This window comes from Pseudomonas sp. EA_35y_Pfl2_R5 (assembly GCF_963970805.1).
Taxonomy (GTDB): Bacteria; Pseudomonadota; Gammaproteobacteria; order Pseudomonadales; family Pseudomonadaceae; genus Aquipseudomonas.
The window spans coordinates 440,776-464,861 of the sequence record NZ_CAXAOW010000002.1 but is presented as its reverse complement, the minus strand read 5'-3'; the positions used below and the strand labels follow the sequence as shown (position 1 = coordinate 464,861).

General features: G+C 58.6%; 20 protein-coding genes. 13 read left to right on the top strand and 7 right to left on the bottom strand.

Features of this window, described 5'->3' with window-relative positions; all coding sequences use genetic code 11:
• Positions 1–6 precede the first annotated feature (6 nt).
• The 3 genes from AACX99_RS06115 to AACX99_RS06105 all read left to right on the top strand — a co-directional run bounded on the left by AACX99_RS06115 (position 7) and on the right by AACX99_RS06105 (position 7,321).
• Entirely contained in the window at positions 7–1,740 is a 1,734-nt protein-coding gene (locus AACX99_RS06115; RefSeq protein WP_339410278.1) for a putative bifunctional diguanylate cyclase/phosphodiesterase, read from the top strand.
• A 124-nt stretch (positions 1,741–1,864) separates the two neighbouring features.
• Entirely contained in the window at positions 1,865–6,373 is a 4,509-nt protein-coding gene (locus AACX99_RS06110; RefSeq protein ID WP_339410276.1) for a PAS domain-containing hybrid sensor histidine kinase/response regulator, read from the top strand.
• A 9-nt stretch (positions 6,374–6,382) separates the two neighbouring features.
• Positions 6,383–7,321 carry a diguanylate cyclase domain-containing protein gene (locus AACX99_RS06105; protein ID WP_339410274.1) on the top strand — a complete coding sequence of 313 codons (939 nt, stop codon included), beginning with the start codon at positions 6,383–6,385 and terminating at the stop codon, positions 7,319–7,321.
• Positions 7,322–7,386: 65 nt separating this feature from the next.
• Here AACX99_RS06105 and AACX99_RS06100 read toward each other — a convergent pair whose 3' ends face one another.
• Both AACX99_RS06100 and plsB read right to left on the bottom strand, forming a co-directional pair.
• Entirely contained in the window at positions 7,387–7,602 is a 216-nt protein-coding gene (locus AACX99_RS06100) for a hypothetical protein (RefSeq protein ID WP_339410272.1), read from the bottom strand.
• A 236-nt stretch (positions 7,603–7,838) separates the two neighbouring features.
• Complete coding sequence (gene plsB, locus AACX99_RS06095; RefSeq protein ID WP_339410270.1) at positions 7,839–10,322, bottom strand: glycerol-3-phosphate 1-O-acyltransferase PlsB; 2,484 nt, start codon at positions 10,320–10,322, stop codon at positions 7,839–7,841.
• A 202-nt stretch (positions 10,323–10,524) separates the two neighbouring features.
• On the opposite strand from plsB, the gene AACX99_RS06090 reads away from it, so the two are divergent.
• The 6 genes from AACX99_RS06090 (at position 10,525) to AACX99_RS06065 (ending at position 15,610) form a co-directional block, all read left to right on the top strand.
• Complete coding sequence (locus AACX99_RS06090) at positions 10,525–10,824, top strand: HvfA family oxazolone/thioamide-modified RiPP metallophore (protein WP_339410268.1); 300 nt, start codon at positions 10,525–10,527, stop codon at positions 10,822–10,824.
• Positions 10,825–10,850: 26 nt separating this feature from the next.
• Positions 10,851–11,693, top strand: coding sequence for an HvfB family MNIO-type RiPP peptide maturase (locus AACX99_RS06085; RefSeq protein ID WP_339410266.1), 843 nt, complete (start codon positions 10,851–10,853; stop codon positions 11,691–11,693).
• Positions 11,690–12,397 (top strand): HvfC family RiPP maturation protein, encoded by a 708-nt coding sequence (locus tag AACX99_RS06080; protein WP_339410264.1) that lies wholly within the window; start codon positions 11,690–11,692, stop codon positions 12,395–12,397. The genes AACX99_RS06085 and AACX99_RS06080 overlap by 4 nt, the downstream gene beginning before the upstream one ends.
• 45 nt (positions 12,398–12,442) lie before the next feature.
• On the top strand, positions 12,443–13,042 hold the full coding sequence (locus AACX99_RS06075) for an HvfX family Cu-binding RiPP maturation protein (RefSeq protein WP_339410263.1): 600 nt from the start codon (positions 12,443–12,445) through the stop codon (positions 13,040–13,042).
• A gap of 228 nt (positions 13,043–13,270) precedes the next feature.
• Positions 13,271–14,605, top strand: coding sequence for an OprO/OprP family phosphate-selective porin (locus tag AACX99_RS06070; RefSeq protein WP_339410262.1), 1,335 nt, complete (start codon positions 13,271–13,273; stop codon positions 14,603–14,605).
• Positions 14,606–14,692: 87 nt separating this feature from the next.
• A complete protein-coding gene (locus tag AACX99_RS06065) occupies positions 14,693–15,610 on the top strand; it encodes a ParB/Srx family N-terminal domain-containing protein (protein ID WP_339410261.1) in 918 nt (305 codons plus the stop codon).
• A gap of 314 nt (positions 15,611–15,924) precedes the next feature.
• Here the strand turns inward: AACX99_RS06065 and AACX99_RS06060 are convergent, their stop codons facing one another.
• Complete coding sequence (locus tag AACX99_RS06060; RefSeq protein WP_339410260.1) at positions 15,925–16,524, bottom strand: inorganic diphosphatase; 600 nt, start codon at positions 16,522–16,524, stop codon at positions 15,925–15,927.
• A 102-nt stretch (positions 16,525–16,626) separates the two neighbouring features.
• Here AACX99_RS06060 and AACX99_RS06055 point away from each other — a divergent pair, with 102 nt between their 5' ends.
• From AACX99_RS06055 to AACX99_RS06045, 3 genes are all read left to right on the top strand, one after another.
• A complete protein-coding gene (locus tag AACX99_RS06055) occupies positions 16,627–17,751 on the top strand; it encodes a GNAT family N-acetyltransferase (RefSeq protein WP_339410258.1) in 1,125 nt (374 codons plus the stop codon).
• Positions 17,752–17,893: 142 nt separating this feature from the next.
• On the top strand, positions 17,894–18,370 hold the full coding sequence (locus AACX99_RS06050; RefSeq protein ID WP_339410256.1) for an REP-associated tyrosine transposase: 477 nt from the start codon (positions 17,894–17,896) through the stop codon (positions 18,368–18,370).
• A gap of 153 nt (positions 18,371–18,523) precedes the next feature.
• Complete coding sequence (locus tag AACX99_RS06045) at positions 18,524–19,264, top strand: MgtC/SapB family protein (RefSeq protein WP_339410255.1); 741 nt, start codon at positions 18,524–18,526, stop codon at positions 19,262–19,264.
• Positions 19,265–19,294: 30 nt separating this feature from the next.
• On the opposite strand, the gene AACX99_RS06040 is transcribed toward AACX99_RS06045, so the two are convergent.
• The 4 genes from AACX99_RS06040 to AACX99_RS06025 all read right to left on the bottom strand — a co-directional run bounded on the left by AACX99_RS06040 (position 19,295) and on the right by AACX99_RS06025 (position 23,678).
• Positions 19,295–21,127, bottom strand: a complete 1,833-nt coding sequence (locus AACX99_RS06040) for an ABC transporter ATP-binding protein (RefSeq protein ID WP_339410254.1) — start codon at positions 21,125–21,127, stop codon at positions 19,295–19,297.
• 230 nt (positions 21,128–21,357) lie between these two features.
• A complete protein-coding gene (locus tag AACX99_RS06035; protein WP_160085194.1) occupies positions 21,358–21,912 on the bottom strand; it encodes a peptidylprolyl isomerase in 555 nt (184 codons plus the stop codon).
• Positions 21,913–21,923: 11 nt separating this feature from the next.
• Positions 21,924–22,736: an alpha/beta fold hydrolase gene (locus AACX99_RS06030; RefSeq protein WP_339410252.1), complete on the bottom strand. Its 813-nt coding sequence runs from the start codon at positions 22,734–22,736 to the stop codon at positions 21,924–21,926.
• A 15-nt stretch (positions 22,737–22,751) separates the two neighbouring features.
• Entirely contained in the window at positions 22,752–23,678 is a 927-nt protein-coding gene (locus tag AACX99_RS06025; protein WP_339410250.1) for a LysR family transcriptional regulator, read from the bottom strand.
• A gap of 77 nt (positions 23,679–23,755) precedes the next feature.
• Between AACX99_RS06025 and AACX99_RS06020 the strand changes: the two genes are divergently transcribed.
• Positions 23,756–24,070: a 3-phosphoglycerate kinase gene (locus AACX99_RS06020; RefSeq protein ID WP_339410249.1), complete on the top strand. Its 315-nt coding sequence runs from the start codon at positions 23,756–23,758 to the stop codon at positions 24,068–24,070.
• The last annotated feature ends 16 nt before the right edge of the window (positions 24,071–24,086 follow it).

Below are 24,086 nucleotides of genomic sequence, written 5' to 3'. Positions count from 1 at the left end.
GCGAGTATGGAGTTGCAACGCAAGGATCTGGAGCCGCGCATGCGCATAAGTAAAGGAATTGACGTCGAGTCGGTCATTCTGATCGTCGAAGACCAGACCACGGATGCGCTCGCTCTGCATGAGGCCGTGCGCGATCTAGGGGAGGTACATTTAGCCAATGATGGCCCTTCTGCCTTGGCAATGGCCAGGCAGTGCAAGCCGGATCTTGTGTTGCTGGATATCGAGATGGCTGGTATGAGCGGCTTTGCCGTCTGCAAGGCACTGAAGGCTGATCCGAAACTTTGCGATGCCGCCATTATCTTTGTCACTTCGCATGTTCAGTCTGAGAACGAATTGCGCGCGCTGGAATATGGCGGCATTGATTTCATTCACAAACCGCTGAACGCGCCGGTGGCCAGGGCCCATATCAAAGCCCACCTGGCATTGCGTTATGAGGCTAAGAAACTCGCCAATCATGATGTATTGACAGGGTTGCCAAACCGTACGCTGCTGCAGGACCGTACCGAGCAAGCCTTGCAGAAGGCCCGTCGCAGCGAGGTTCATGTGGCCATGCTGTTGCTGGACCTGGATAACTTCAAAGGCATTAATGACTCGCAGGGGCATTCCATTGGTGATGAGCTACTCAAGGAAGTCGCTGCTCGCTTATCGCTGGCATCCAGGGCGTTGGATACGGTCAGTCGACAGGGCGGAGACGAGTTCATCGTCCTATTGCCAGAAGTCAGCGGGTTTGATGTGGTCGGCGATTTTGCTGAGCGATTGCTCGCCATCATCAGTACACCCTTCATGATTCAAGGTAATCGCTACGACCTGACGGCAAGTATCGGCATCAGTCTGTTTCCTGACGACAGCGAGGACACCGAGTCGCTCTACCGTCATGCGGATTCGGCCATGTATCAAGCCAAGCTCGATGGGCGTAACCGTTGTCGTTTCTTTTCCCCCGATATCGAGCGCAGCACCCGCGGGCGGCACCTGTTGGAACAGCACATGCGTGGAGCGCTGGAGAATGGCGTATTTGAGGTCTTCTACCAGGCAAAGGTCATGGCCACCGAGAATGTAGTGGTCGGTATGGAGGCGCTCGTACGTTGGCGTAACAGCAGTGGTCAGCTTATCTCCCCTGCCGAGTTTATCCCCCTGGCCGAAGAGACCGGGCTAATTATCCCCATCGGCACATTCGTACTGCAGCAGGCCTGTGAGGATGCCCAGATGCTTATCGCGCAGGGCATGCGTCTTGTGGTTAGTGTGAATATTTCGGCGGTGCAGTTTCGCGAAGAGTCATTTCTACAGATAGTGCAGGATGCCTTGCTGGCGTCGAAGCTTGCGCCAGAGTTTCTTGAGCTGGAAATCACCGAGGGTGTACTGGCAAAGGATGTCGCGCACACGCAACACGTACTGAACGCCTTGCGCGGTATGGGGGTGCGTATTGCGCTCGATGATTTTGGTACGGGTTACTCAAGCCTTAGCTACCTCAAACGCTTTCCGGTTGATGTGTTGAAAATCGACCAAAGTTTTGTGCGTGACATGTTGGTTGATAAGAGTGATGCAGCGATTATTGAGGCCATTGTCAGACTGGCTCAGGCGTTCGGCCTTGAATTGGTCGCCGAAGGCGTGGAAACCCAGGAGCAAGCTACTGCCTTGCAAGTCTTTGGTTGCCAAATCATGCAGGGCTACTTGTACTCTCGGCCGGTGCCGTTTATCCAACTCTGCGTACTGCTGGACTCTGGCAACCTCAGTGCTCGATAACCATAAAAGCAGTCGTGCGATACGTTTTGTTGATTCGCCAATCACCGCACCACGCTTGAGTTACCCAGGTTTTGCTGTGGGTGAACATTGCTGATCAGCGCTCTGACATTGTTGTAGGGATGCTATGTCGATAAAAAACAATTACGCCATCGTTGCTGCCAATAAATGGACCATTCTCAGCCTGCTTGCCGGCCTGCTTATCAGCATTGCTGCAGCGGTGGGAGTTGCTCGGTTTAATCAGCAGCAGGCTGGTGAGGCCGTCAATACTGCTGCGCAGAAGTCTGCCGATGCCGTGGTCAATCGAATCAAGCTTTATCAGTATGGTTTGCGAGGCGCGCGCGGCTCGATCCAAACGATGGGCGAGCACGGCATCACCCGTGAGGGTTTTGACCGCTACAGCAAGACGCGCAACGTTGAAGTAGAGTTCCCGGGGGCGCGAGGGTTTGGCTTTATTCGCCGCGTAGCCCCGCAAGATGAAGTGGTATTTTTGGCTCAGGCACGTGCTGATGGCTGGCCAGACTTTGCTATTCGCCAGCTTACACCCCATGACGCCGAGCGTTATGTCATCCAATACATCAGCCCGGTCGAGCCCAATAGGGTGGCCATTGGTCTGGATATCGCCTCCGAGGCGAATCGGCGGCAGGCCGCACGTTCCGCCATGTTGAGTGGTGAAGTGCGTCTGTCAGGCCCTATTACGCTGGTGCAGGGCATTGGTCAGCCGCAGCAATCGTTTCTGATTCTGATGCCCATCTATCGTAGCGTGGTTGATCCAAGCACCGTTGATGCACGTGAGGCGCAAGCATTTGGCTGGAGCTATGCGGCGTTAAGTATGGATGCCGTACTCAGTGGGATACGCCCGCCGGAGCAGGCCGTTAGCCTTGAGTTACGTGACATTACCGACCCCACACAAGGTGTCGTTTTTTATAAGTCTGAGGATGAGGCTACTCAGGATATTGTGCTTTCAAAAACTGTAGAGCGTGATGTGTATGGCCGGCGCTGGCAGTTGCAGTTCGGCGTGCATCCGCTGTTTATCAGCCAACTTCGTCAGTTTTCCCCGATATTGGTCTTGAGTCTTGGGTTGATTGGTTCTGTGCTGTTGGCTGCCTTGGTCGGCGTGCTAAGCGTTAGTCGTACACGTCAACTGCAGTTCATCGCAGAGCAAGCCAAATTGGCCGCGATTGTTGCAAGTTCGGTAGACGGAATTATTGGGAAAAACCTTGATGGCACGGTGACCAGTTGGAATGGAGGCGCCGAGAGGCTATTTGGATTTAGTGCGCAGGAGGCGTTGGGGCGCCGCCTTTCTGAACTGATCGTTCCCGAGTCGCTAAAAAGTGAAGAAGCCGAGATTCTGGCCTGTATTGAAGCGGGCAAATCAGTGCCCAGTTTTAATACCCTACGGCAAGATAAAAACGGTACGTTGATCCCTGTTTCCGTCACCGTGTCGCCTATCCGCGACTCTGCTGGCCAAGTGATCGGGGCATCAAAAACCGTACGGGATAATTCTGAGCAAGTCGCTGCTGAGGCGAAAATTCATGAGCTCAACAGCAGCCTTGAGGCTCAGGTTGTTCAACGTACATCCGAGTTAAACCAGCTCAATGTATTGCTTGGCAACGTGATGCGTTCAGCCTCCGAAGTGGCGATTATTGCCACTGATCGCGAGGGCATTATTCGCTTATTCAACACGGGTGCAGAGCGCATATTGGGTTACACGTCGGCTGAGCTGATCGATAAGAGCAGCCCGGCCATCTTCCACCTGAATCAAGAAGTAGAGGCTCGCTCACGCGAATTGACTGCGCAATACGGGCAAACCATAGAAGGCTTCCGCGTATTTGTGCACACGGCCGAACTCAAGGGGGCCGAGACACGTGAGTGGACCTATGTGCGTAAGAACGGCACCTATTTACCTGTGTCCCTGGCTGTCACGGCCATGCGTGATGAACATGACGAGATCACCGGTTACCTCAGCATTGCTGTGGATTTGACTGCCCGTAAGGCTTCTGAGAATGCCTTTGCGTCGGCGCGCGAGCAGTTGTTGATGGCGGCTGATGTGGCCGAGCTGGGCATCTGGTCCTGGACCCTGGCTGACAACTCGTTGAGCTGGAACGACCGTATGTTCGAGTTGTATGACCAGCCGCTGAGCTTGCGTGATACGGGCTTGAACTACGAACACTGGCATTCACGCGTACACCCTGACGATGTGGAAATGGCGGCGAGCAAGCTGAATATGGCCGTAGAGGGGCGGGGCTTGTACGACCCGATTTTTCGTGTTGTAAGACCTGATGGCCAGGTGCGGGTTGTTCAGGCCGGCGCTCAGGTGGAGAGGGACAGTAGGGGTGTTGCGGTCCGGGTTACGGGTATCAATCGCGACATCACGGAACAACGTGAGCTCGAATCACGGTTACTTGATGCTAAGGAGCAGGCGGATGCGGCCAGCGCATCCAAATCTTCATTCCTGGCCAATATGAGCCATGAAATTCGCACGCCAATGAATGCAGTGCTGGGCATGCTGCACTTGGTGCAGAACACCGAACTGGATACCCGGCAACTGGATTACGTCAGTAAAGCCGAGACGGCTGCAAAGTCTCTGCTGGGGCTGCTGAACGACATTCTCGACTATTCAAAAATTGATGCCGGCAAGTTGCAGCTGGATCTACACACCTTTGAGCTTGAGACGTTAATGCGCGATTTAGCGGTCGTGCTGTCTGGTAATCAGGGCCTTAAAGATGTGGAGGTAATGTTCGATCTGGACCCGCAATTACCCAGTGCCTTGTTTGGCGACAGCCTGCGTTTACAGCAAGTGCTGATCAATTTGGCAGGCAATGCCCTTAAATTCACCCGGGACGGTCAGGTGGTGGTCAGGGTTGAGGAGCTGCAGCGGCTGGGTGAGGTGGTACGCGTCCGCATTGAAGTCACTGATACCGGTATCGGTATCAACAGCGATCAGCTGACCCGTATTTTCGATGGCTTCACTCAAGCCGAGGCATCGACTACGCGGCGTTTTGGTGGCAGCGGATTGGGCTTGGTCATTTCCAAACGGCTGATCAACCTGATGGGCGGTGAACTGCAGGTCAGCAGCGAAGTGGGCGTAGGTAGCCGCTTCTGGTTTGACATCGAACTGGGTGTCTCGCAAACCATGCCATTGCGTGCGCTCTGCCCCGGTGTTGATCAACCGATGCACTTGCTGGTGGTGGATGACAACGAGGTGGCCGGTTACTTGCTGGCGCGTACGGTCGAGGCGCTAGGCTGGCAGGCGGACCTTGTCAGCGATGGTCTGCAAGCTGTTGCGCGCGTCGAGCAAGCGCAGCGCGAGGGCAAAACTTACGATGTAATCCTGATGGACTGGCGTATGCCTGATATGGATGGGTTGAGCGCAGCACGGCTGATCCGTCAGCAAAATCAGGGGCAGTCGGTGCCTTTGATCATCATGATTACTGCATACGGGCGAGAGGTATTGGCGGATGCGCAGCAGGAAGGCGATGCGCCTTTTGCCGGGTTCCTCAGTAAACCGGTAACGCCTCAGCAGTTAGCCGATACGATCCAGCGAGTCTCCATGGGGGAGGTCGCTCCTCAGCCGTCTGTAGCCAGCCAACGCGCTGCGCAGCCAAAGCGGTTGAGTGGCATGCGCTTGCTGGTGGTCGAGGACAACATGCTCAACCGTCAGGTCGCCTTCGAGTTATTGAAAGGCGAGGGAGCCCAGGTGACCCTTGCCGAGGGAGGCCTTGACGGGGTGCAGATGGTCACTGACAACGCACAAACCCTGGATGCCGTGTTGATGGATGTTCAGATGCCTGACATCGACGGCCTGGAAGCAACGCGGCGGATTCGCGCAGATGCACGGAACCAGGGGCTAAAAATCATTGCCATGACGGCCAATGCGTCCAGCGCTGATGAGCAAGCATGCCGTGCGGCGGGGATGGATGATCACCTCGGTAAGCCCATTGATCTGGAAAAAATGGTTGCCACACTACTGCGTCACGCGGGGCGCGAGGATGTGGCGCCAGTAACCCAGCCACAAGCAGAACCGCATGACTCTGCGGTGGAGTCAGCCGCTTCGATTAATCAACGTTTTGGCGGTAATCATCAATTGATTCGCAATGTGCTGAGCAGTTTCGCGCCAGAGCAGGCGAAGCAGCTCGCTCGCTTGCAAGAGCAGGTTGAACAGCGCAATGCCGCCGGTGCGGCCGCTGTGTTGCATGCCATCAAAGGCAGCAGCGGCACCATGGGCGCGTGGGCCATTTCACAGCTGGCGGGTGAGCTGGAGCAGCAATTACTGCATGGAGATGACGCGTCCAAGGCGCAAGTGTTAGCCGATGGCAGCTTTGTTGAGGCGTTGCGTGAGCTGCTGCACACAAGTGATCAAGCGCTGAAGGCTATGTTTGAATTGCCAACTGAGTTGCCTTCAGCAGATATAAATTCTGTTGGTTTGCCGCTGGATCAATGGCGTGAAGCGTTAGGGGATATTCTGCAGTTGTTAGAAGCGGGGAATATGCAGGCAATCGCCCAAAGCGAGGCATTGCTGGCACAGACATCACACGAGCTGCGGCCGCAATTTGGCAAGTTTTTAGATTTGGTGCAATCCTTAGACTTTGCTGCATCTTTATTGGCTGGGCATGAACTGCTGAATTCGGTCTGAGGATTACTGATGCAAAGGTGGCAAGCGGCTACACGGCAGAAACCAAAAATACTTTTAGTTGATGATCAACGCGTCAACATCTTGGTGCTGCACGAGTTGTTTCGTGACGAGTGCGAAATTTTTATGGCCACGGACGGTGAGCAAGCCTTGCAGAGCTGCCGCACGATATTGCCGGACCTGGTCCTGCTTGATGTGCATATGGAGGGACTCAACGGTCATGACGTGTGCCGTCATCTCAAAGAGGCCCCGGAAACCCGTGACATCCCGATCATCTTTGTTACCGCTCAGGGGGCAGAGCAGGATGAGGTGCGTGGATTTGAGCTGGGTGCGGTGGATTTCATCGTCAAACCGATCAACCCCGTCATTGTAAAAGCGCGGGTCAACACCCATCTGACGCTGAAACTACAGAGCGACATTTTGCGCTCTTTTGCGTTATTGGATGGCCTCACCGGCGTTGCTAATCGACGCAAGTTTGATGAAGCACTTGAGCTCAACTGGCGGCGTAGCTTGCGGGAGAAAACTGCGTTGTCGGTCATCATGATCGATGTCGATCACTTCAAACGTTTCAATGATTGCTATGGCCATCAACGGGGTGATTCATGTTTGCAGGCAGTGGCTGTGGCGCTTAATGGTGTGATTAAACGCCCATACGATTTACTGGCGCGTTATGGCGGTGAGGAATTTGCCTGCGTGTTGCCCAACACGGGGTTGAGTGAGGCTGTGCAGCTTGCCGAGCGCATGCAAACAGCCGTGCGGGCGCTCAAGCTTGAACATATGGATGCGGAAGTGGAGCACGTTGTTACTGTTTCGCTTGGGGTGGCGACTATTGTGCCGACTGCCGGGACGACATCCGAAACCGTTGTGGGCGAAGCTGATCGGCAGCTCTACCTGGCCAAGCAAGCAGGGCGTGCTCGCGTCAGTTCGTGCGCGCTGACTGATCAGCAGTAAGGCCGGTAAACGCGCATATTCTTTGCAGTCAGTGCCCTCGTTCACTCCATCGTGTGGCTGTGGCGTTAGTGGTTTAGGCGTTGCAACTCGCGGCGCACCATCTGCGCATAGGCAGCAGGCTTTAGGGCGTACAGCTCTGCTGCCACCCAGCTTAACCAGCGTCCACCCATTTCAGCCTTGGCGGCTAGAAGGCGCAGAGCTTCGGCTTCAGCGTGGGCCTGGTTGGCCTGATGAAACTCCGCGCGGGACGGTTTGCTGGTTTTCTCATCGCTTGGGGCCATGGTGCTCTGCCGTGGTCGATCTTCGGGTATCTACAAGCCTGTGGCTTCGTAGGGTGGATCGGGGCGCGTGGCTGACGCTTTATCCATCCACCGAATCGCATGGTGAATGAGAAAAGCGTCATCCACCCTACGTCGCGAATGGTGTAGGAGCGGGCCATGCCCGCGATCACTTGGCTGGATGCGCTGTGTTCGCGGGCATGGCGAAGTGTCGCCCAGCCGTTCCTACAATTTTCTGTTTACACCAGCTCGGCGACATCCTCGTTGCGATCCATGGCCACTTGACGAATCGATAGGCGAATTTCTGCTGGCAGTACGCGTTTGGCGGCGCCTTCGGCCAGTTCGCTGAGCAGCGGGTGGTGGCTGAGCTTGCCGGCTTCATCCTGACGCAGCACGCCATGCTCCAGCAGGCTCTGGATAAAGTGGCGGAACAGGCTCTTGTCGAAGAACTCCGGGGCGTTGAGGCCATGCAGGATCGACAGGCGCTGGGCCATCACGGTGCAGAGGTCTTCCAGCTCTTCGGCGCTGATGGCGTTCTGCCCGGCATTCAGCAGCAGGGCAGTGGCCATATAGAAGCGCTGCAGGGTCTGCACGATGGCGCGGGCCAGCAGGGTGAGCAGGACGAACTCGCGCGAGCTCGGCGCCGGGCGCACGTACATGTCGCCATCGAGCTTGAGCAGGCCCTGTTCGACAAAGGCGGCCAGCCACTGATCGACCACGGCGTCCAGCTCGTCCATATCCCAGCGGATAAACAGCTCGGACTGCAGGTAGGGATAGAGCGCACGGGTAAAGCGCAAAATCTGCTCGCGGCTCATCCGCGAGCTGCTCTGGAAGAAGCTCGCCAGCAGCGCCGGCAGGGCGAAGATATGCAGCACGTTGTTGCGGTAGTAGGTCATCAGAACGGCGTTGTGCTCGTCCAGATAGAGAATTTTGCCGAGGGCATCCTTCTGTTCGGCGAGCAGGTCCATCTTCTGCACGTATTCGATCAGCGCCTGGCCGTTGCCGTCCGGCAGGGTGGTGTGCGGCGAGTAGGGCACGCTGCGTAGCAGGGCTAGGTAGAGGTCGAGCACCCGCGACAGGGCGCGTTCATCCAGCGCCAGTTTGCTGGTGGAAAGCAGCGCCAGCGCCACCAGATTGACCGGGTTGATCGCCGCCGCTTCGTTGAGGTGCTGGGCCACGCGCTCGCCGAGGTTATTGGTGGCTTCATTAAGCCAGGCCGGGCGGTACTGGCTGCCATAATCCTGCGTGCGCCAGTCGGGTTGCTCACTGTCGAGGAATTCCGCCAGCTTGATCGGCTCGCCGAAGTTGACCCAGACATGGCCAAAACGCTGTTTGAGTGCGCCGATGACCTTGAAGATGTCGAAAATCGACTCTTTCTTCTTGCTCGCGCCGCGCAGCTCGCCGAGGTAGGTGCGGCCTTCCAGCACGCGCTCGTAGCCGATATACACCGGCACGAACACCACTGGCAGGCGGTTGCTGCGCAGGAAGCTGCGCATGGTGATGGCCAGCATGCCGGTTTTCGGCTGCAGCATACGCCCGGTGCGCGAACGCCCGCCTTCGACGAAGTACTCGACCGGGAAGCCCTTGCTGAACAAGGTGTGCAGGTATTCATTGAACACGGCGGTGTACAGCGGGTTGCCCTTGAAGGTGCGGCGCATAAAGAACGCGCCGCCACGCCGCAGCAGGCTGCCGATTACCGGCATATTCAGGTTGATCCCGGCGGCGATATGCGGCGGCGTCAGGCCATTGCGGAACAGTAGATAGGACAGCAGCAGATAGTCGATATGGCTGCGGTGGCAGGGCACATAGATCACCTCATGGCCCTGGGCGACTTCCTGCACGCCCTCGATATGGTTGACCTTGATGCCGTCGTAGATCTTGTTCCAGAACCAGCTCAGCACCAGTTCAAGGAAGCGAATGGCGGTGTAGGTGTAGTCCGAGGCGATTTCGTTGCCATAGCGCAGGGCCTGGCTTTCTGCTTTCTCCAGGCTGATGCCTTCGCGTTCGGCTTCCTCGATGATCGCCTGACGTACCTGCGGGCCGTGCACCAGGCCTTTGACCAGGTTGCGCCGGTGCGACACGTCCGGGCCGATCACCGCGGCCTTCTGGTTGCGAAAGTGCACCCGCAGGATGCGCTGGACCATACGCAGGGTGCGCTCGTGGCCTTTGTCCTGCTCGATCAGCTCGCGCATATGAATAGGTGTGGAGAACTGCACGCGGGTCTTGCGCCCCAGAATCAGAATGCTCACCAGCCGGCGCAGGCGCCCGGTCACTGCCCAGCTGTCGGCAAACAGCAGCTTCCACGGGCTGGTTTCACGGTCGGGCGATTGGCCCCAGAACACGCTGACTGGAATGATTTGCGCATCGTCCACCGCATGCTGGCTCAGCGCGCTGACCAGGCGTTGCAGGGTGGGCGAGATGCCGCGTTTGTCCTGCCGGCCGAGCCAATCGGGCTCCGGGGTCAGGTAGAAGAAGGCTGCCGGCTCCAGCAGCTCACCCACTCCCACCGGTAGCACCGGGCGCGGCAGACCGGCCTTGCGGCACTCGGTATCGACCACAGCCAGATCGCTCAGCGACGGCTGTTGCAGCACGTAAAACACCGGCTTGCTGCGGTCGAGCTTGAGAGTGAAGGCCGACTGGTTGATGGTTTCCGAGCGCACCCAGAGGTACAGCACACGGCGCAGGGTGCCAAAAATAAGTCGACGGAGCGGGGATCGGGTCATACGGAGTCTGCAGGCTTGAAAACGAGCATTTGCTCGGGGGGCGTAGTGTGCCGGATCGCTTGGCCGGCGGCAAAAATCTTCTAGGGTTTTGCCTGCGCGGAATTCTTTTTACGGGTTATCTGTAACAGCCGCTTGTCGGCCGCGTCTATTAGGCCGAGGCAGCCAATCGGCCGCCACTGTAAACCACCATTGGAGAGTTGCTATGAACCACCTGAACACTGTTGTTGCATCCCTGGGCGCGGTACTGCTGAGCAGCGCAGCCTTCACCGTACAGGCCGCGAGCAACCCCTTTGCTGCGCAGGAACTGAGCAGCGGCTACAGCCTGGCTGCTGGCGAAAAATCCGCCGAAGGCAGCTGCGGTGAAGGCAAATGTGGCGGCGAAATGAAGAAAGCCGAAGGCGAAGGCAAGTGTGGCGAAGGTAAGTGCGGTGGCGAAGCCAAAGCCGATGGCGAGGGCAAATGCGGTGAAGGCAAGTGCGGCGCTGAGAAGAAAGCCGAGTAACTGAATAACTGAGGCAGGGGCAGAGTATGCAGATGGATTTCGTCAACGGTGCCGGTCTGGGCTTGCGTCGCGGCCTGCTTGGCGCGCTGCAGGACTGCAGCGCCGGCGAGGTAGATTTCCTCGAAGTGGCGCCGGAGAACTGGATCGGCGTGGGCGGGCGTCTGGGCAAGCAGTTGCATGCCTTAAGCGAGCGTCTACCACTGCTCTGCCATGGTCTGTCCCTCAACCTCGGCGGTTATGCCCCGTTGGATATTGAGCTGCTCAAGGCCATCAAGGGCTTTCTCGAGCAGCACGGTGTGCGCGGTTACAGCGAGCATCTGTCGGCCTGCGCTGACCATGGCCAACTGTATGACCTGATGCCGCTGCCGTTTTCCGAGGAGTCGGTGCTGCGTATCGCCGAGCGCGTGCGCATCGTTCAGGATGTGCTGGAACGGCCGCTGATCATCGAGAACGTCTCGGCCTACGCGCAGTTGCCGGGCGAGCTGGATGAAGCGGCGTTTGTCCGCGCGGTGCTGGAACAGGCCGACTGCCAGCTGTTGCTGGATGTGAATAACGTCTTCGTCAACAGCATCAATTTCAACTTCGATGCGCAGGCGTATATCGCCAGCATGCCCAGTGCGCGCATCGCCTATCTGCATGTGGCCGGGCATTACGATCAGGCCAGTGATCTGAAAATCGACACCCACGGTGCCCCGGTGATTGACCCGGTCTGGGCCTTGCTTGCGCAGGCCTACGCCGTGCATGGCGTGCGCCCGACCTTGCTGGAGCGGGATTTCAACTTTCCGCCGATTGCCGAGCTGTATGCCGAGGTGGCGCAGATTCGCCAGCTGCAAGCGGCTGCGGCTCCTTTGCGGAGTTACGGCACATGAGCGGCGTCGAAGCGCAGCGTGCTTTTGCCGCGCGAATTCGCCAACCAGCAGAGCAGCCGCTGCTCGATGGCATCAGCGCCGAGCGTATGGCGGTGTATGAAACGCTGTTCTTCAACAATATCGAAGGCTTTATCAGTGGCGCCTTTCCGGTGCTGCATCGGCTGATTGAGGCGAGTCGCTGGCGGCGATTGGTGCGCAGTTTTATCGCCGAGCATCAGGCACGCACACCATATTTTCTGCAGATCAGTCAGGAGTTTCTTGCCTGGTTGCAGCAGGGCTACGTCGCCGAAGCCGGTGATCCGCCGTTTATGCTCGAACTGGCGCATTACGAATGGGTCGAGCTGGCGCTGGATGTCAGCGAAGCCGCGCTACCGGCCCAGGGCTGGTCGCCGCTGGCCTGGCCGCTGGCTTATCAGTGGCCGGTGCAGCGCATTGGTGCTGATTTTCAGCCTGCCACACCGCCTGGTGAGCCAACCTGCCTGTTGGTCTGGCGAGATGTGCAGGACAAGGTGCGCTTTATGCAACTCAGCCCCTTTGCCTATCAGTTGGCGGCGCGCCTGCAAGCAGGAGCGCAGGCCAATTCGGCCTTGTGCGACCTGGCCCAGAGCCAGGGCATAGCCGCGGACAAACACTACTTCAGCAATGCCCAGAGCCTGCTGGCGGACTGGCAGCGCCAGGGTATCTGGCAACCCCCAAGCGATTAATTAACTGACCCCGGCACCGACAGTGCCGACCTGTGGAGATATCCCATGCTGAGCTTTTTCAATCGTCTCCAGGACGCCCTGGACGCTTCTCGCCGCCTGGATTTTCTTGGCCCACTGTTGTTGCGCTTGTATCTGGTGCCGGTGTTCTGGACGGCTGGCATGCACAAGCTGGCCGATATTGAGGCTACGGCGGCCTGGTTCGGCAACCCGGATTGGGGCTTGGGCCTGCCATTCCCCGAGCTGCTGGCCTGGGCGGCGGCGCTGACCGAGGCGGGCGGGGCGCTGCTGCTGTTGTTCGGCCTGGCGGTGCGCTGGGTGAGTATTCCGTTGATTGTCACCATGCTGGTGGCGATCTTCGCCGTACACCTGCCCTACGGTTGGCAGGCGATTGCCGATGCCAGCGCGCCGTTTGCCAATGAACGGGTCATGGACTCGGTAGAGAAAATTGCGCGGGCCCGCGAGCTGCTTAAAGAACACGGCAACTACGACTGGCTGACCAGCAGCGGCAAGCTGGTGGTACTGAACAACGGCATCGAGTTTGCCGCCACCTACCTGGTAATGCTGGTGGCGCTGTTTTTCAGCGGTGCCGGGCGTTGGCTAAGCCTGGATTACTGGCTGGGCAAGGCGTTACGCAAACAATCTTGAGTTAAACCTGGCCCGTCGCTGCAAGGGCGTGCGGGCCGTTGGCAAAGGCCGGTCTAGAGCAGTTCTCACTGCTTATAGGCAAAGGAAGTAAAAAGTTCCGCTGTAATCAAATATTTATATATCAGCAACTGCCGTGAAATATCCCGCCGCCAAGATTCCCTCCAGCACGAACGAGCCCCAGCGCTCGGGTGTTTTCAACACTTAAAAGTCCATTTAGAGGAATCTTCGATGATCCGTAAGCACAGCTTTCGTGGAGTAATGGCCGGCTTCGCAACCAGCGCTCTGGCCCTGGCCGTTTCCGCCCAGGCTTTCGCCGGTACCGTCACATCTGACGGCGCCGATATCGTGATCAAGACCAAAGGCGGTCTGGAAGTCGCTACCACCGACAAAGAATTCAGCTTCAAGCTGGGCGGCAAGCTGCAGTGGGATGCCACCAACTTTGATGGCCTGCAGGCAGCCGATCAGAACGACCCGTTCGATGACACCTTCAACACCTACATCCGTCGCGGTGAAATCAGCCTGGAAGGTGTTGCTTACAAGGATTGGGGTTGGGGCGTGCGCCTGTCCTATGACGGCTTTGAAAACGGCACCGATGTTGACCGTGCCTATATCACCTACAGCGGCTTTGATGTTGTCGATGTAACCGTGGGCCGTTTTGGTGTGGACTACGGTCTGGAAGGCACCACCAGTTCGTCCTGGATCACTGCCATCGAGCGTCCATTTATGTACGACTTCCTGCATGGTGATGAAGACGCGCAGTTCGGTGTGAACGTCAAACACTCTGGCGACAACTACGGTCTGATGGCTCAGGTTGCTACTTACGATGTAAGCGACAACAACAACAACTACGAGTCCGATGATAACGACGAGCTGTTCGGCTACACCCTGCGTGCTCACTGGGCTCCTTACCTGAACGGCACTGACGTTGTTCACTTGGCTGCCAACTACCACGACAGCAGCTCGGACGATGACCGCGCTCGTGCCCGTACTCGCCTGGGTATTCGCAGCGACGACGATCTGCGTCTGACCTTTGCAGATGTAGCTGTCGCGGACAAAGACAGTGAGTGGTTGCTGGAGTCTGGTGTTCAGTTCGGTGGCCTGCGTGGTCAGGCTGAATACTTCCAGCGCAGCATTAGCGGTGAGACGGCTGGCGGGTTGGATTCCGATTCCGACATGAGCGGTTACACCGCGCAGGTTTCCTACATGTTCGGCGCTGCTCGTGGCTACAAGGGTGGCGACGGCAAGTGGGACAAGCCGACCGATATGAAAGGCACCTGGGAAGTCTTCGCTCGCTATGAAAGCACCGAGATTGACTCCGATGCGACCGCCATTCCTGGCAACCTGGGCCTTGCCGGTATCGTGGCTGCGGATGCCAGCGATGAGTTCGAAGCCAGCGCCGTGGTGGTGGGGGTCAACTACTTCGCTACTCCAGCTGTCCGTATGAGCCTGAACTACGTTGACTACGAAGTCGACAACGTCAACACCACTGCTGTTGCTGGCGGTGACAACAAGAATGTTGATGACGGTAAAGCCATCGTAGGTCGCCTGCAATACGTGTTCTAAGCAATACCGTTTAACCGCTGCTCCTATCTTTAAGCCCCGCCCCGTGCGGGGCTTTTTTTCAGCGTTTTCTGTGTGAGGAAAAGTCTGATGCGCATTTGTGCTGTGTTGTTACTGCTGTCAGGTTTGAGCGTTGCTGCCGTGGCCGAGGACTACCGTACGGCCAAGCCCGGTGAGTTGTTGCAGGTACGTCTTGAGCAGTTGCACCCGACTCAGGCGGTGGTGGGTTATGACCAGATCTATTACAAGCTCGGGCGCTTTGCCAAGGAGCCGAACAAACTCTTTGATGAGTACTGCGAGGCCAATGGCCAGGGCGAGAGCAGCAAGGTGCCGAAGGGTGCCAATCTGCATCAGCCGGACAGCTTTAGCTGCCAGGCTGAGGTGGGGGCGCATAGCAGCGAAATGAAGACCGTGGTGGTCGGCCCTGAGGGCCAGCTGTACCTGACCGATGGTCACCACACCTTCACCACGCTGTGGCAACAGCCAGAAGGCGGCGCAACGCTGCAGATGTGGGTCAAGGTGACCGACAACTTCAGCGACAGTCCGGACCTGAATAGCTTCTGGCAACGCATGCAGGCTGCGCGCAAGGTCTGGCTCAAGGATGGCCAGGGCCAGGTGATCAGCCCGGAGCAGATTCCAGCGCAGCTGGGCCTGGGCAGCCTGGCGGATGATCCCTACCGTGCGCTGGTGTATTTCACTCGCGAGGTGGCCTATGACAAACCGCGCTCGGGCGAAGTGGCTCCGGAATTTCTCGAGTTCTACTGGGGCAACTGGCTGCGCGGCGAGCTCAAACTGAGCGAGTACGACCTGCGCGACAAGGACGACTACCGTGACGCGATTGCCGAGGCTGCCAAACTGATGGTGGCGCTACAGGCCGACAGCCCAGTGGGCGACAGCGGCTTCAAGGCGGCCGAGTTGGGTGGTTATGCTTCTGTCGACCGCAAGGAAATGAGCAAGATGGCCAGCAAGAAGCTGGGCTATATGATCCAGCACAAGCGTTCGCTCTAGCAGGCTGTTGAAAAACTACCTGCGTTGCCATCACTGCGTTAAAAACAGGCTCACAGCCGAAGGCTGAACGTGCTTTAGCACGGCCCCGAAGGGGTGAGCGAAGCGAATCAAATGCTCATTTACAGCTCGTAAACTCCGCTTTTGACTCACTACGTTCGCCCTGCGGGCCAGTCTGCAGCTGTTACTCCGCTTCGCTACGTAGCGCCTGTTTTCGCCTTGTGCTGACTGCCTCGCCTACGTTTTTCAACGGTCTGCTAATCCGATAAACAACAAACCCCGCCTTAGCGGGGTTTGTTGTGATCTGCAGCGCAGGCTTATTTTTTGTAGTTATCCATCGCCTGCTGGATTAGCTTGCGGGCTTCTTCGGCGTTGCCATAACCGTTGAGTTCGACCTTCTTGCGGCCTTCCGGCAGTTGTTTGTACACGCGGAAGAAGGCTTCAATGCGCTGGCGCTCGATAACCGGCAGATCCTCAATGTCCTTGATGTTGTCGTAGGTCGGGTCAATGTCGCTGCTGGGCACCCCGATGATTTTTTCATCGGCTTCACCGCCGTCGATCATCTTCAGATAACCAATCGGGCGGAATTTGATCATCACGCCGGGGTGCAGGGCTTCGCGGGTCAGCACCAGGCCGTCGAGTGGGTCGTTGTCACCGCCCAGGGTGCGCGATAGCGAACCATAGTTGGCCGGGTAGACCACAGGCATGGATTGGAATCGGTCGACGAAGACCAGGCCTTCCTCATTGATTTCATACTTGGTAAAGCTGCCGGCTGGGATTTCCACGGCCATGTGCACGTCGTTTGGCGCATTTTCCGCTTGAGCGGCGTGGAAAGGATGGACAATGGTTTTCTCAGCCATGACCGCAGTGCTGCCCATAAACAGCGCGATGCCCAGGGCAAGCAGGGACTTTTGCATGATGACTCCTCGATAGGGGGATTGAGCAGTCGCTATCTTGCGTAGGCATTGTTAGAGATATATTGCAGCTGTCTGTTGTTTTCGCCCGAAATGGAATCCTGCATGCCGATTGTCCTTCTCGAATCCGTCAGCAGCTTGAGTGCTGATGCCTGGGATGCCTTGTGCGCCTCACCCCAGCCATTTCTTCGGCATGCTTTCCTTAGCGCGCTTGAGGACAGCGGCAGCATAGGGGGGCGCAGTGGGTGGCAGCCGGCCCATGCTGTTTTAAACGGCGCGCAGGGCCAGCTGCTGGCCGCCATGCCGAGCTATGTGAAAAGCCACTCATACGGCGAATACGTGTTCGATCACGGCTGGGCCGATGCCTGCCACCGCGCCGGTATCGACTATTACCCCAAGCTGCTCGGCGCGATTCCCTTCTCTCCCGTGACTGGCCAGCGTGTGCTGGGCGCGCCGGAGGTGGCTGGGCAGTTGCTCGATGGCCTGAGTGCGGGCCTGGATCAACAGGGGCTGTCGAGCCTGCATATCAACTTCACCAGCGACGCTGAAAATGCCTTGCTGCAGGGTCGCGAGGGCTGGTTGCAGCGCCTGGGATGTCAGTTCCACTGGCGCAATCGGGGTTACCGGGATTTTCAGGACTTTCTCGACGCACTCAGTTCGCGCAAACGCAAGCAGATGCGCAAGGAGCGCGAGCAGGTGGCGGAGCAGGGCATCGAGTTCGACTGGCGCGAGGGCCATCAGCTCAGTGAACTGGAGTGGGATTTCGTCTACCTGTGTTACGCCAATACCTACCGCGTGCGTGGCCAGTCTCCCTACCTGACGCGCGTTTTCTTCAGCCTGCTGGCCGAGCGCATGCCCGAGATGATCCGCGTGGTGCTCGCCCATCAGGCCGGCAGACCGGTGGCCATGGCCTTTAGCCTGTTAGGCGGCGACAGCCTGTATGGACGCTACTGGGGTTGCCTGGCCGAATTCGACCGGCTGCACTTTGAAACCTGTTTCTACCAGGGCATGGACTTTGCCATCGCCAATGGGCTGCAACGCTTCGACGCAGGCGCCCAGGGCGAGCACAAACTGATTCGCGGCTTCGAGCCGGTAATCACCCACTCCTGGCACTACCTCTGCCACCCTGGCCTGCGCGCAGCGGTGGCGAACTTCCTCATCGAAGAACAGCAGGGTGTGCGTGGCTATGCCGAACAGGCTTGCGAGTTGTTGCCATATAGGCAGGACTGAGGTTTTCGCGGGCATGGAGCTAAGTGTCCCTTACACTTACGTATCGAAAACCGCTTCGCGGGCATGGCCCGCTCCTACGGGTAGTGCGGTAGTCATCCTGTAGGAGCGGGCCATGCCCGCGAATCTCTCAAGGAGAACGCTTATGGATGAGCGTTACAGCTACCGAAAACCAGGACACGCTGCATTACGCAATGGACGTGCATCTATCTGCAATACGGCCTATCAGATCACCACAACAACTCAAAATCGCGAACCGCTGTTTACCCACTTTCCTGCGGCTTGTGCAGCCGCGCGCTGTTTTGAAGACCTCGCCTTGCTCAAAAGTAGCCGCATGCTGGCCTGGGTGTTGATGCCGGATCATGCGCACTGGTTGCTTCAGCTTGGTGATGCCGACACCCTTGGCGATGTGGTGGGTCGGCTTAAATCAGCCAGTTCCCGCCACAGCAATCGCACCCTGAATCGAACGGGGTCGCTGTGGTCGAAAGCCTTCCACGATCATGCCTTGCGCGAAGAGGAAGACCTGCAAGCAGTCGCCCGTTACATCGTTGCCAATCCTTTACGGGCGGGCCTGGTCAAGCGAATTGGGGTTTATCCCTTCTGGAATGCTATCTGGCTTTGATCTTGTTCCGCGCGGGTTGGCGTATCCAGAATCTTTTCGCGGGCATGTGACTGGGCGCCCCCCCCGCTCCTACAGGGGTATGCGCCCGGCTCGCGCAGTTTGTCGGGGCGGCAACTACGCTCAGAGCATGTCCGCTGCTGCGCGAGGTGTGTTGTGAGTGCATTTGCCCTGGTCGATAAGTTCTGGCTGCTGCCGGGCGTGGCAGTCAATCTGACCCTGTTTCTGAATATGCTTGGCGCGCTGCTGCTCGGCCTGCTGGTGGGTTATGAACGCTCCTACCATGGTCGGGCGGCGGGCATGCGCACCTATGGCATGGTCTGTATGGCCTCCTGTGCGCTGACAGTGTTGTGCGTGTACCCCCAGCACTGGCTGGGCGATCACTCACTGTCCAGCGTCGACCCGACGCGGGTGATTCAGGGCGTGGTCACCGGCATCGGTTTTCTCGGCGCCGGGCTGATCATGAAGGACGGTATGAGCATCAGCGGCCTGACCACCGCAGCGTCGATCTGGGCGTCTTCGGCGATTGGTGTGCTGGTGGGCGTCGGTTTCTATGGCGCGGCGGTGTTGCTTAGTCTGATTTCCGCCGGGTTGATGATGTGGGGCGCCAAGCTGGAGGCGCGGCTGCCGTCGCGCCCGGCGATTGCCATTGTGCTGCGTTTCGCCCCCGGGTTTGTCCGCCCGCATGAGGCGCGTTTACGTGAGATTGCCCGCGAGCGCGGTTATGTGATTGCCGGCGGCTCGTTCACCGTGAGTTTCGATCAGGGCCAGCTGGAATGGCGCTTTGTCGCTGTGGCGGTGAACGGGCAGAAGAGTGCGCGGATCAGCGATATGGCCGATGAGCTGGCGCAGCTGGAAGGGGTGGCGAAGTTTCAGATGGCCCATGCGCGCAACTGAGCTTCGCCCGATCTGCTCCTGGAATTGTTATTAATCGACGCCGACAAAACCTCCAGTCTGGTGCTGCCAAAGGCGCGCATAGAGGCCACCTGCGGCGATCAGTTCACTATGACTGCCGGTTTCGACGATGCGTCCCTGGTCGATCACCACCAGCCGGTCCATCCGTGCAATGGTCGACAGGCGGTGGGCGATGGCGATCACCGTTTTGCCTTGCATCAGGGTATCCAGGCTTTCCTGGATCGCCGCTTCGATTTCCGAGTCCAGCGCCGAGGTGGCTTCGTCCAGCACTAGGACCGGTGCGTCCTTGAGCAGCACGCGGGCGATGGCGATGCGCTGTCGTTGGCCGCCGGAGAGTTTGACTCCGCGCTCGCCGATCTGCGCGTCGAAACCATGGCCGCCCATGCCGTCGTCAAGTAGTGGGATAAAGCTGTCGGCGCGGGCCTTGCGCACGGCGTCGAGCAGCTGTGCTTCGCTGGCTTCGGGTTTGCCGTAGAGCAGGTTGTCGCGGATCGATCGATGCAGCAGCGAGGTGTCCTGGGTGACCATGCCGATCTGCGCGCGCAGGCTTTCCTGGGCCACGTCAGCGATGTTCTGGCCGTCGATCAGGATGCGTCCGCTCTCCAGGTCGTAGAGGCGCAGCAGCAGGTTGGCCAGGGTTGATTTGCCCGCGCCGGAAGGGCCGATCAGGCCGATCTTCTCGCCGGGCGCCACTGTCAGGCTCAGGCCGGCGATCACGCCGTTGCGTTTGCCGTAATGAAAGTGAATGTTGTCGAACTGCACGGCGCCCTGGCTGACGTGCAGCGGCTTGGCCTCGGTCTGGTCGAGCACCTGGCGCGGCTGCACGATGGTTTTCATGCCGTCCTGCACAGTGCCGACGTTCTCGAAAATGCCGTTAACCACCCACATGATCCATTCGGCCATGCCGTTGATGCGGATTACCAGGCCCAACGCCAGGGCGATGGCGCCAGTGCTGATCAGTTGCTGATCCCATAGCCACAGCGCCAGCGCGCCGGTGCCTACGATCAGCATGCCGTTGAGGCAGGTGATCAGGAAATCCAGGGTGGTGATGATGCGCGACTGCAAACGCACCTTGCCGAGCAATTCCTGCATGGCTTCGCGGGCGTAGTGTTCCTCGACCTGGGTGTGGGCGAACAGCTTGAGCGTGGTGACGTTGCTGTAGCCGTCGACCACCCGGCCCATGACTTTCGAGCGCGCTGCCGAGGCCGCCGCAGAGCGTTCCTTGATGCGCGGCACGAAGTACCAGAGCGCCGCGCAGTAACCCACAATCCACAGCAGCAGCGGGGCAATCAGGCGCAGGTCGGCGGCGGCAAACAGGTACAGCGCGCTGGCGGCGTACACCAGCACATGCCAGAGCGCGTCAACCACCTGCATCGCCGAGTCGCGCAGCGAAGGGCCGGTCTGCATGATGCGTTGGGCGATGCGCCCGGCGAAATCGTTCTGGAAAAAGCTCAGGCTCTGTTTGAGCACATAGCGATGGTTCTGCCAGCGGATCAGGTTGGTCAGGCCAGGGTTGATGGTCTGATGCGTCAGCAGGTTGTGCAGGCCGAATACCAGCGGGCGGATGACCAGCGCCACCAGCAGCATCCACAGCAAGGTGTTCTGGTGTTGCGCGAAGAACTCGCCACTCGGGGTGTTCTGCGTCATGTCGATCAGCTGACCGAGGAAGCTGAACAGCGCCACTTCGATCAGGGCTGCGACGAAACCGACCACCAGCACGGCGATCATCAACGGCCAGACCTGGCGCAAATAGTAGACATAAAACGCCAGCATGCCGGCCGGAGGCTCGACATCCGGGCTGGCTTTGAAGACGTCGATAAGGTGTTCGAAACGGCGAAACAACATGTCAGGCATCCTGCCTAGATCAGGGAATAGCGCCCGATTCTAACAGGCCATTGCAAAACTACCTGCGTTGCCATCGCGGCGTTAAAAACAGGCTCACAGCCAGAGGCTGAACGTGCTTTAGCACGGCCCCGAAGGGGTGAGCGAAGCGAATCAAATGCTTAGGAGGGTGTTGCGCAGAAAAAGGAGGGCTGACGCGCGCGGGGTGAGCAGGCCCACCCCGCGTGGTGCTATCAGAGACGTTTGGCTTCGGTGATCAGCACCGGCTCACGCGGGACGTTCTGATGGCCGCCACGGTTGGCGGTCGGCACCTGGGCGATCTTGTCGACCACGTCCATGCCCTTCACCACTTTGCCGAATACCGCGTAACCGAAGTCACGCGAGCCGTGGTCGAGGAAGGCGTTGTCCTTGTGATTGATAAAGAACTGGCTGGTCGCGGAGTCGCGTACCTGGGTGCGGGCCATGGCCAGGGTGCCGCGCACGTTGTGCAGGCCGTTGTCGGCTTCGTTCTTGATCGGCGCCTGGGTGTCTTTTTGCTGCATGTCGGCATCGAAGCCGCCGCCTTGCACCATAAAGCCTGGGATCACGCGGTGGAACTGGGTGCCGGCGTAGTAGCCGCTGTCGACGTAGGCGAGGAAGTTGGCGGTGCTGATCGGCGCCTTCTCGGCATCCAGTTCGATCTCGATTTCACCAAGGCTGGTGGTCAGCAGCACTTTCGGGTTTTCTGCGGCCAGCAGGCTGCCGGCAAACAGGATGGAGCAGGCGGCGAGGGTGAGGGTCTTGAACATGCGGGTAGTCCTTATTGTTGCTTGGCAGTGGGGGCGGTCTGTTCGACTTCGGCAAGGAAGGCTAGCAGGCTGCTGTTGAATTGTTCGGGTTGGTCCAGCGGTGTGGCGTGACGCGAATCTTCGATCACAAGCAGGCGCGCATTGGGCATTTCGTCAACATAGGCCTGCTTTTGCGCCACCGGGGTGTAATCGCGGTCGGCCGTGACCACCAGGGTCGGACAGCTGATTCGCGCCAGGCGTTCCCGCACGCCCCAGCCGATAATCGCATCCAGGCTGGCAAGATAAGCACGCTTGTCGTTCTGCGGCCAGCGCACCAGGATTTTCTGCCGCAGCTCTTCCTGCTCCGGCTTGGGGAACAACAGTCTGCCCAGGGCCTTGGCAATAGTGTCGAGGCTGAGCAGGCGTGACAGCGTCCAGCGTTTGGCGATCTCGATATAGTCGCGCGGGCTTTTCGCCTTCACTTCCGGGCCGCTGTTGACGATGCACAGGCTTCTCAGCAGTTCGGGGCGATCCACGCCCAGCTGAAAGCCGATCATGCCGCCCATGGAGATACCCACCAGATGCACCTGTGGTAATTGCAGGTGCTCAATCAGCGCCGCCACATCCTCGGCAAAACCTTGAATGCTGTAGCGCTCGCGGGGTTTGTCCGAGCGGCCGTGGCCGCGCACATCGAGGGCGATCACCCGATAATGGCGGGCCAGTTCGGGAATCTGGTATTCCCAGTCGCGGGTGCTTGAGCCGAGGCCATGCACCAGCAGCACCGGTGCGCCATGGCCGTATTCCTCGTAGTGCAGCTGGCAGTCGTCGTTAGTGAAATAGGACATCTGCTGGGCTCCTTGTCAGGCCGGGGGCAGGGGCGCAGCAAAGGCTGCATGCAAAGGGGCGGCATCGAAGCGCTGGATCAGTTCGACGAGAATCTGCGTAGCCGGGCCCAGGGGTTTGTCCTTGTTCGAATACAGAAAGAACAGCGGGTTGCGACTGCCGCCCTGATCCAGCAGCAGGGGCTTGAGCAGGCCGTCCTTGAGTTCGCGCTCGATCAGATGGCGCGGCAACCAGGCAAAGCCCAGGCCGTTGCTGACAAAGGTGGCGGCGGTGGCCAGGCTGCCAACGGTCCAGCGCTGTTCGGCGCCGAGCCAGCCAACATCCTTGGGTTGTTGGCGACCTGAGTCGCGAATCACCACCTGCATCTGGGTTTCCAGGTCTTGAAACGTCACCACCCGCTGTAGACGGTGCAGCGCATGATCGGGGTGAGCCACGGCGACAAATTCCACGGTGCTCATTTCCGCGCCGAGAAAGCCGGGAATGTTCAGCGCGCTGATGGCCAGGTCGGCCATGCCGTCCTTGAGTACTTCTTCCACGCCGGACAGTACCTCTTCGCGCAAGCGTACGCGGCAGCCACGGCTTTGCGGCATAAACGCAGTCAGTGCGCGTACCAGGCGGGCGTTGGGGTAGGCGGCATCGACCACCAGGCGCACCTCGGCTTCCCAGCCCTGTTCCATATGGTGGGCGAGGTCTTCCAGTTGACTGGCCTGTTTGACCAGTTGCCGCGAGCGGCGCAGCAGTACGTCACCGGCTTCGGTGAGTACTGCCTTGCGCCCATCGATACGCAGCAAAGGCACACCCAACTGCTCCTGCATCCGCGCCACGGTGTAGCTGACCGAGGATTGCGAGCGGTGCAGCACTTCGGCTGCCTGGGCAAAGCCGCCATGATCGACCACCGCCTGCAGGGTGCGCCATTGGTCAAGGGTTACGCGGGGGGCTTTCATAATCGATTCCCGTACTTAGGGTGCAAATACCCACTCAATCAACCTAAACTGGCCGTCTTTTGCCGGAGACTGCCCTGATGAAAAAGCTCTGTTGCGCACTGCTGGCCTGCTTGCCGCTGACTGTAATGGCCTACCCGATCGAGCTGGAGAAACAGCTCAATGGCGCTGAGGTTTCGGCCACCACCCAGGAAATCGACCACAACATGGGCGCCGTGCAGCTTTACAACTATGGCCGCAGCGACGCCAAGTGCACGGCTGTGTTTCGCAATGGTCCTGAGGCGCCACGTACCCGTAAGGTCAGTCTGGCTGCAGGTGAAAGCGGCAACCTGACGCTGAAGTCGACTCGCAGCATTATCAAGTTACGGGTCAAGCTGACCTGCGAACTCAGCTAGTCAGTACTGGGCCGCA